Genomic DNA, 7,132 nt, shown 5'->3' on the forward strand with positions numbered 1-7,132 from the left:
GCCATCACTTTGGCATCAGATATGGCGGGCACCTAAAAAGACGTCGACGGGTTGGGCCCTGGCGAATGCAAACTTTTCCCCGACTTGACCCCACACGGTTGGTTTTTGCGCGGCTTTTCCGGGAACCCGTGTGGTCAGGGAAAGAAGGGCCCCGGCTGCCAGGAGGATGCTGCACAGGAGATAAGCGGCATGCGAATCGCCGGTCTGGGCCACGATCATCTGTGAAATGCGGGGGAAGATGAATCCGCCGATCCCCCAGGCGGAAAACAACAGGCCATAGTTGATGCCAAAATTTTTAAGACCGTAGTAGTCTTTGGCGACGGACGGGAACAAGGAGAGATTGGTACCGTAGTTGAAACCCACCATGGTAGCGGCCGCTACCAGAAGGATGGCTTCGGACTCGCCGATGAACAGCAGCGAGAAGATGACGGCGGCCTGCAGGCTCATCATGATCAACAGGGTTCGGGTGCGGCCGATCTTGTCGGAAATCACTCCGGCCGCCACCCGGCCACCGGCGTTGCCGACGGCCATCAGCGCTACGACGATCCAGGCCAGATCGCCCATGCTGTTTTTGGCCATGCCGGCGACTCCGCCAATGATGATCAACGCGGCACCGGCACCGATGAAATACATGAACCATAACTTGTAAAACGCATTGGTTTTCAGCATCTGCAAAGGGGAAAAGTCGGCTGTCGGTGGGACCGGTACGAGATTGGCGGCCGCCGCAGATGCCGGTCCGACAGGCACGTAGCCGGCCGGCGGGTTGACCAGAAACATGGAGAGGACGCAGACCACTGCCAGAAAAGAGACGCCGAAAATGAACATGGAACGGCTTAGACCGAAATTGGCGATCAGAAAATTGGCCAACGGAGCAATGTATACGGATGCCAAGCCGAACCCGGCAACGACGATGCCGGCAATCATGCCGGTTTGCGAGGAGGGGAACCATTTGATTGCCGGCGGCGTAGCCGAGGCATAGCCGAATCCCAGACCCAGCCCGGTCAGAACGCCGAAGCCCAGAATCCAGGCCGTCAGGCTGTTGGACTGGGAGATGACGATGAGACCGGCACCGGTCAGGATGCCACCGATAACGGCGGTCAGGCGCGGACTGAGTTTGTCCTGAATCCTGCCGGCTAAAATCATCGCTACGGTGAACATCAGGCAGCAGACGGCGAATGGATCGTTTAGTGAGGCCATATCCCAGTTGAATACGCCGTCTCCAGCCAGCACCGATTCCCGGATGGCTTGTTTGAAAATACTCCAGGTGTAGAGGATGCCCAGGGCCAGGTTGATACCCAGGCCCGCCATGGTTACGCGCCAGCCCTTGTTTCTGATTTCATTCATAGATCTCTCCGTTCGAAGGGTTCATGCTACGCAGATAAAGGTTGCATGGGTGGTGTGGGGTTGCACCGACCCGACCAGGCCGGGCAGCCGTTTAAGTGGCTGTAAAGGCGGACCAGCCGTTCCGTCTCTTCCCGGATGATATTCAGGAAACGGGTTCGATCGCCGGCATCCAACCCCGGATAGTCCACCAGCAGTTCGGAAAGGGACCGCAGGGAGGTCAGTGAATTGACAAATTCGTGGCTGATCATCTGGCTTTCGGAAAGTAGCGCACTCGTTTTGCTGAGCATAATTCCCTCTTTCTGCGTTATCGGGCGCCGATATTAGTGCATACGAATCATTGAATCCACGGTACAGATTGAATCGGCTTCAACGAACCCGATTTTTCAACATTTATGCCAGGAGCATAGATGTTATCAACCTTCCGATATCAATGCTAATTTACCAATTGTCTCCGGTAATCGCGAACCGGCGATCTACAACCTTTGTTGTGACATGCTCGCGTTGGACCAGTGATAATGGACAAGTTTGGCCGATGTCGGGGCGGAAGCGGCAGGCGGGCCCTGCGGTTACAACCATGGTTGTGGTTACAGTTAAGGTTGTAGGGGTCACCCATCGGTCGGGTTGTGTTTCAAACGCTTGCTCAAGGCTTGCTGGGAAACACCCAGCATGGCTGCGGCGTTGGACTGGTTGCCACCGCTGCGGCGCATGGCCTCATCGACCAACAGCCGGGTGGCCTGTTTGATGGTCGGCAGTCGATGGGAAAAAGTGATTGGTGTGCGGGTATCGGCAGCCGATGATATCGGTATTGATCCAGGGGCTGACTGTTCGCGGGCGATATGGGCTTTGAAGGATTCGAGGGATAGCATGCCGGATCGGTGGCGGCTCAGGGCATCGAAAGTCATGGATTCCAGTTCGCGGACGTTGCCGGGGTAGGCATAACTTGTCAACAAGGCCGCCAGTTCTCGGGGTACCGGAGGGATGGGTCTGTCCAGCCGGGATGCAGCCTCCGACAGAAAGTGATCGAAAAGGGGGACGATGTCATCCAGACGATCCCGGAGCGGCGGAATAAGGATGCGATGCGTCTGCAGGCGATAGTTGAGATCTTTGCGAAAACGCCCTTCGTTTAAAAGCACGGCCAGGCGCTGGTTGGTGGCGGCGATAATCCTTACGTTGGCCAGACGGGGTGTATCCGAACCCAGCGGAAAATATTCACCTTCCTGCAGCAGCCGCAATAGCTTGACCTGGGATGGTTGGGTCAGATCTCCGATTTCATCGAGGAAAAGGGTCCCACCGTCGGCCCTTTCGATCAATCCGCCGCGGGGTCCATCGGCTCCGGTGAAGGCCCCCTTTACATGCCCGAAGAGGGTATCCGAAAAGACGGTATCGTCCAGACCGGCGGCGTTGACCGCCACAAAAGGACCTTTCAGGCCACTCAACTGGTAGATGGCCCGGGCAATCAGTTCTTTGCCGACACCGGTTTCCCCCCGAATAAGAACCGGTTGCGAGGTTGTGGCGATGGATTCCACGTATTGGAAAAGCGTCAGCATCTTTTTGTTGTTGGTAATGATGCGCTTGAAGGCTTCCGGATGTTCCAGGGTGTCGCGCAGCATGTGCCGACGAAGCGACTGGTTCTCGCGCTTGAGTTCCTGGAAGGCGACTGCCCGGTTGACAGCCGTGATCAGACGGTCCGCCTCGACCGGCTTGACGATGTAGTCGAAAGCGCCTGCTTTTATGCAGCGCACGGCAGTGGCCACATCCACTGCGCCGGTGACGATGATCACCGGCACGTCCGGGTATTCGCGACGTACGTCATCCAAGAGTCGATGACCGTCTAAATTGGGCATGTTCAGATCCAGAAGCAGGGTTTCAACAAGGTTCTCGGCCAGTATGCCCATTACCTTCCGACTGTCCCGGCAGGTGATCGTATGGTTCAGTCCCGCCATTTGAAGCGTCGTATCGATAGCCAGCAGAATGGATGCTTCATCATCCACGATCATGATGGGCCGGGGTGGATTCAAGGAGATAGACATGCTAAAGCGCCCCTGCTTGCAGTTGGCGGTGGTTCTGGGCCAGTGGAAACGTTACGCGTACTGTCGTTCCGTTGCCCGGTGAAGACTCAAAATGCATGCCGCCGCCATGGTCCTTAACGATGCGATCGGAAATGGCCAGACCCAGGCCTGTGCCGCCGCGCTCCCGTCTGGTGGTAAAAAAGGGGTCGGTAATCCGTTTGAGATTTTCTGCCTCGATGCCCCCGCCTTCATCCCTCACCTGGAGAACGATCTGATTCGTCCGGGCATTGAACCCGGTAGTCACGGATACGGCCCGATCGATGTCCGGCAGCGCCTGGCAGGCGTTGACGACCAAGTTGATGGCCACCTGTTCGATGCGCTGGGAGTTGCCCAAAAATGTCGGCAGGTTCGGATGGCAAGTCAGGGTGAAGTGCCGGGTGGATTTTTTGATCAGGTTGGCGGTCAATCCGATGGCCTTGTTTACCACAGCGTTCAAATCCACAGCATCTTTCATTTCTGAGGGGTTGTCCCGGGAGAAATCCTTCAGATCCGCAACGATGTCCCGAACCCGTCGGGCATCTTCGGTAATGCCAATGAGCATCTGGGGAATCCGGTCGCGAATCCGGCTGTAGGTGGTGGCCCCCACCTGGAAATCACCGTGTTGCGCATGGTGCCGATCAAGGATGGGCAGCGTGGCCTCCCATATGCGGGTCAGGCTGGGGGCGTTGAGCATGACCGAAGTGATGGGGTTGTTAATCTCATGCGCAACACCGGAGACCAGGGTGCCCAGGGAAACCATTTTGGCTGCCTGAAACAGTTGTTCCTGTTTAAGCAAAGTCTTTTCCTCGGCCAGTTGTTTTGCATGGGTCACCTTCATGCCGTGCCAGACGATATGGATCGACAGAACGATGACCAGAAAAAGGATCCAGATACAGATGATGGTGGTTTTGCGGGTAATCGCCGCGATCTGGGCGTGAACATCTTCCACGTAGATGCCTGTGCCGATGATCCAGCCCCACGGGTCAAAGCCCATGACGTATGAAATTTTGGGAACGATGCGGGATGGATCATCCATCCATTGCCACTGGTAGTCAACATATCCTGCGCCCTTTGTCCGCACAATCTCCACGCAGGCCAAAAAAAGCCGTTTGCCCCCCGGATCAACAACGCCGGCAACGTCTTTGCCTTCCAAATCCGGACGATAGGGGTGCATGACCATACGCGGATGCATATCATTGATCCAGAAGTAGTCCTTGAAATCCTGTCCGTAGCGCAACCCCCGGACCTGTTCCATGGCAAGGGCCTGGGCCTCGCCGCGGTTCAGCACCCCCTGGCGCTCCTGTCGGGCAAAGGCGTCCAGACTGCTCCAGGCCGATTTCACCAGCTCACGGATAGTCTCGCGTTTACCATCCAGGAGCCGTTCTTCCATCACGGGCAGGATCAGCAGAAAAATGGTCATAATAAACAGCAACACCGTCAGCATCACCGGCAGGAAAATGCGGAAAGGGACATGTTTAAGGGTCGTGCTGCCAAACGTGGTCGCCATGTCAGTCAAGCAAGTCGCCGCAGACAGGAAAGAAAACGAAGCTCCCCGTGGGGTCAAACCAATCCAGTCAATCCAGCATACTGGATTGTGGAGGAAAATCAATTGTAAACTCCCGACAAAACCCATCAGGAATAGTGGCGGATCTCCTGAGCAGGTCCGGTTGACAAAATCCAAGGCTTGTTACCCAGGGCCGGTGATGTTATGGTAGCATGATCGTCCAGCTTGAACCCGGAGCAGGGAATCACAATGAAGAATCCGCCGTATCCGCATCTTTTCCAACCACTCGATCTGGGTTTTACAACGCTTAAGAACCGGGTGATCATGGGCTCCATGCATACCGGCCTGGAAGAGGTGCCGGACGGATTCGAGCGACTGGCGGCCTATTTCGCCGAACGAGCCAGGGGCGACGTGGGACTTATTGTTACCGGCGGCTTCTCCCCCAATGGTGAAGGGTGCGTGGCGGATCATGCGGCGCAGCTGAGTACTGCGGACGAGGTCCATCACCACCGGACCGTCACCACCGCCGTCCATGCCCACGGCGGCAAGATCGCCCTGCAGATCCTGCATACCGGCCGTTACGGGTTCCACAAAAAGCTGGTCAGTCCATCGCCACTGCAGGCACCCATCAACATCTTCAAGCCCCGGGAGCTGTCCGAAGCGGAGATCCGCCAACAGATCGAGGATTTCGGCCGCTGTGCAGACCTGGCCCGGCAGTCCGGTTATGATGGCGTGGAGATCATGGGGTCGGAAGGCTACCTGATCAACCAGTTCATCGCCCCGGCTACCAATCAGCGCAAGGACCGCTGGGGCGGCTCGTATGCAAACCGCATTCGGTTTCCCCTGGAAATCGTTCGCAGGGTCAGACAGCGGGTCGGGGCAGATTTCATGATCATTTACCGGCTGTCCATGCTGGATCTGGTTGCGGGGGGAAGCTCCTGGGACCAGGTGGTGGACCTGGCCGGACACGTGGAAGCTGCCGGGGCGACCATGATCAATACCGGCATCGGCTGGCACGAAGCCCGTATTCCCACCATCGCCGGCATGGTTCCCCGGGCGGCGTTCACCTGGGTCACCAGCCGCCTCAAGGGCGCGGTCTCCATACCCTTGATCACGAGCAACCGGATCAATACCCCTGAGGTGGTCGAACAGATCCTCGCGGACGGCCATGCGGATCTGATTTCAATGGCCCGTCCGTTTCTGGCTGATCCGGAATTCATGAAAAAGGCCAGGGAGGACCGCGCCGATGAGATCAACACCTGTATCGGCTGCAATCAAGCCTGCCTTGACCAGATTTTCGAGGGTTTGGTTGCCGGCTGTCTGGTCAATCCCCGGGCCTGCCGGGAAACGGAAATGGTCATCTCCCCGACGCCTGCCCCCAAACAGGTGGCCGTCGTGGGTGCCGGCCCGGCCGGGCTCTCCTTGGCTGTGACGGCGGCATCCCGGGGCCATGTGGTGACCCTTTTTGACCGCCAGGACCGCATTGGAGGGCAACTGAACCTTTCGGTGCGGATTCCCGGCAAGGAGGAGTTTGCTGAAACCCTGCGATATTTCCGGCGCCAATTGGTTCTTCTGGGCGTAAGGGTCCGGCTCAACACCAGCATCGAAGCAAAACACCTGGCAACCGAAGCCTTCGATACGATTGTGGTGGCCACCGGTGTTCGACCGCGCCGCCTTGACATTCCCGGCAAGGACCATCCCAAGGTGATCTCCTATATCGATGCCATTGAGGGCGTCAAACCGGTCGGAAAGACTGTGGTCATTATCGGTGCCGGCGGCATCGGCTTCGATACGGCCATGCTGGTCACGCATGCGGGCCCCTCCACCAGCCTTGACCGCGATCGTTTTCTGGAAGCGTGGGGCATTGACCGTGGGTACCGGCACCCGGGCGGGCTTGCGTCCACTCCTCCGCCAACACTGGCATCGCCCCGTCGGGTCACCCTGCTGCAGCGCAAAGCATCCAAAATGGGGGCTTCGCTGGGCAAAACCACCGGCTGGATCCACCGGGCTACCCTGCGAAAACGCGGGGTGACCATGATCAGCGGGTTGTCCTATGAAAAAATCGATGATGACGGGCTGCATATCGTCAAAAATGGAAACCGACAGACGATTCCTGCGGACACCATTATTGTCTGTGCAGGCCAGGAACCGCTGCGGACATTGGCCGATGATTTGACAAATACAGGCATGCATGTGCATGTCATCGGCGGCGCGGACAAGGCTGCCGAACTGGATG

General features: G+C 57.5%; 5 protein-coding genes. 1 reads left to right on the forward strand and 4 read right to left on the reverse strand.

All coding sequences use genetic code 11. The annotated features are described in order from the left end of the window. Positions 1-15: 15 nt before the first annotated feature. The 4 genes from R6V78_RS00940 to R6V78_RS00955 all read right to left on the reverse strand — a co-directional run bounded on the left by R6V78_RS00940 (position 16) and on the right by R6V78_RS00955 (position 4,899). Entirely contained in the window at positions 16-1,344 is a 1,329-nt protein-coding gene (locus R6V78_RS00940; RefSeq protein ID WP_410287441.1) for an OFA family MFS transporter, read from the reverse strand. 26 nt (positions 1,345-1,370) lie between these two features. Next, positions 1,371-1,631, reverse strand: coding sequence for a histidine kinase dimerization/phospho-acceptor domain-containing protein (locus tag R6V78_RS00945; RefSeq protein ID WP_410287442.1), 261 nt, complete (start codon positions 1,629-1,631; stop codon positions 1,371-1,373). Between the two features lie 318 nt (positions 1,632-1,949). Beyond that, entirely contained in the window at positions 1,950-3,374 is a 1,425-nt protein-coding gene (locus tag R6V78_RS00950; RefSeq protein ID WP_410287443.1) for a sigma-54-dependent transcriptional regulator, read from the reverse strand. A gap of 1 nt (position 3,375) precedes the next feature. Then, positions 3,376-4,899 carry a cache domain-containing protein gene (locus tag R6V78_RS00955; protein WP_410287444.1) on the reverse strand — a complete coding sequence of 508 codons (1,524 nt, stop codon included), beginning with the start codon at positions 4,897-4,899 and terminating at the stop codon, positions 3,376-3,378. Between the two features lie 246 nt (positions 4,900-5,145). On the opposite strand from R6V78_RS00955, the gene R6V78_RS00960 reads away from it, so the two are divergent. Then, positions 5,146-7,132, forward strand: a 1,987-nt coding sequence (locus tag R6V78_RS00960) for an FAD-dependent oxidoreductase (RefSeq protein WP_410287445.1), incomplete at its 3' end; no start/stop codon positions are given.

The sequence above is a fragment of the Desulfosarcina sp. genome (assembly GCF_046496365.1).
Taxonomy (GTDB): Bacteria; Desulfobacterota; Desulfobacteria; order Desulfobacterales; family Desulfosarcinaceae; genus Desulfosarcina.

Coding starts and splice junctions, on each gene's coding strand:
- R6V78_RS00940 (WP_410287441.1), bottom strand. CDS start 1,344: ATGAATGAAATCAGAAACAAGGGCTGGCGCGTAACCATGGCGGGCCTG.
- R6V78_RS00945 (WP_410287442.1), bottom strand. CDS start 1,631: ATGCTCAGCAAAACGAGTGCGCTACTTTCCGAAAGCCAGATGATCAGC.
- R6V78_RS00950 (WP_410287443.1), bottom strand. CDS start 3,374: ATGTCTATCTCCTTGAATCCACCCCGGCCCATCATGATCGTGGATGAT.
- R6V78_RS00955 (WP_410287444.1), bottom strand. CDS start 4,899: ATGGCGACCACGTTTGGCAGCACGACCCTTAAACATGTCCCTTTCCGC.